This window comes from Nonomuraea deserti (assembly GCF_004348685.1).
Lineage (GTDB): Bacteria > Actinomycetota > Actinomycetes > Streptosporangiales > Streptosporangiaceae > Nonomuraea > Nonomuraea deserti.
In genome coordinates this window covers 1-1,621 of the sequence record NZ_SMKO01000397.1, presented here as the reverse complement: position 1 = coordinate 1,621, position 1,621 = coordinate 1, and the positions used below count along the sequence as shown (strand labels likewise).

Sequence of the window (1,621 nt, the reverse complement as noted above, 5' to 3'; positions counted from 1 at the left end):
GGTGGTGCTGGGGGAGGGCGCGGCGAGCGGCTTCTCCTCCTGCGTACCCCATCCCGGGGCGATCCAGACGATCCCGCCGATCAGCGCCGCCACGACGACACCCGAGACACCCGCCACCACGGGCACGACCAGCCCCTTACGGCCACCCGGCGACCCCGTCGGACCGCCCGCGCCCGGCCCGTGCGGAGAGTTCGGCCCGCCGCGCTGGGGCTCGTTCGGGGGGAAGGGTCCGCCGGCGTGGGACCCGGGCGGTGGCATGTTTCCTTGCTGCGCCGGCACCCACGGCGGAGGACCGCTCCCAGGCTCACCGGCTCCCGCCACGTGCGGGGGCGGATGCATCGGGCCGGAGCCGCCCGCGTGCGGCACGGGCGGGTTGTTCCCGCTCAGCAGCCGCAGCAGCACGTCCCGCATGGTCGGCCGGGCCCGCGGATCCTTGGCCAGGCTGTCGTACACGACCGAGCGCAACGGATGCGGCAGGTCGCCGAGCTGCGGTTCGTTGTTCAGGATCCGGTTGATGATCGCGGGCAACGTGTCCTGCCCGAACGGCGGCGTCTCCGTGGCCGCCCACACCATCACCGACGCCCAGGCGAACACGTCCGCCGGCGGCCCCACCGGTTGCCCCGCCAGCTGCTCGGGCGCCATGTACGCGGGCGTCCCCACGATGCCGCTGGTGTGGGTGGCCGCGTCGTCCATGGCGCGGGCGATGCCGAAGTCGATGACGCGGGGGCCGCCCGGGCCGAGCAGCACGTTCGCGGGCTTGAAGTCGCGGTGCACGATGCCCGCCGCGTGGATGGCGGCCAGCGCGGTGGCCGTGGCGACCGCCAGCCGCTGCAGGTCGGCCCCGGCGTGCCGGCCGGCCTCGTGCAGCGACGGGCCCTCGACGTACTCCGTCACGATGTACGGCCGCGCGCCCAGCGAGGCGTCCAGCACCTGCGCGATGCAGAACGGCTCCACCCGCCGCGCGTTCTCGATCTCCTTGGCGAACCTGTCGTCGAACCCGGCCCTCGAACGCAGCACTTTGACCGCCACCCGCGTGCCGTCAGGCGCCTGCCCGAGGTAGACGGTTCCCTGGCCGCCCGAGCCCAGCCGGCCGAGCAAGTGGTATGTCCCTACTGCCGTCGGGTCGTCCTCCCGCAGCGGTTCGACGTGCGCCATGAGAGAAGTGACTCCTGAGACGGGTGCGGTAGATCTTTACGTACGATACCCACACGAAAGAAGTTTTGTACTGAAGTTACCGGCCTGTAGGAAATCGCCACGGTGGTCAGGAAATCGGGTCGCGGATGCGCGTACGAACGCCTATCGTGACAGCGCCGAACACGGACCTGGGAGGCCCGCCATGCACCGCGACGAGATGTCCTTTTGAGCCCACCAGCAAGCGCCGCCGGGGGTTCCCTCTAGCGAGACGCAACTCAAACGCGGCGACCGGCGCGTCGGCCGCGACAAGGAGCTGATCGAGAAGCTCGGCGGCAAGGACCCGTGCCCCTGCGGCTCAGGGCGGCGCTTTCCGCCGCTGCTGCCGTGCGACCGGCCGCTATGACGACACGCTCGGCGACTACTACGTCCGCGACCGCTCCCAGCCACCGCAACGCTGTCCGGCCCTCACCGGCGAACCGTTCAACCC

At 71.6% G+C, this 1,621-nt stretch carries 2 protein-coding genes; one reads left to right on the top strand and one right to left on the bottom strand.

What is annotated here, in order from left to right; translation table 11 throughout:
- Nucleotides 1-1,155: serine/threonine-protein kinase (locus E1292_RS50305; RefSeq protein WP_132606861.1), on the bottom strand; the 1,155-nt coding region annotated here is incomplete at its 3' end.
- A 292-nt stretch (nucleotides 1,156-1,447) separates the two neighbouring features.
- Between E1292_RS50305 and E1292_RS56040 the strand changes: the two genes are divergently transcribed.
- Nucleotides 1,448-1,537 (top strand): SEC-C metal-binding domain-containing protein, encoded by a 90-nt coding sequence (locus E1292_RS56040; protein ID WP_220447473.1) that lies wholly within the window; start codon nucleotides 1,448-1,450, stop codon nucleotides 1,535-1,537.
- Nucleotides 1,538-1,621 lie beyond the last annotated feature (84 nt).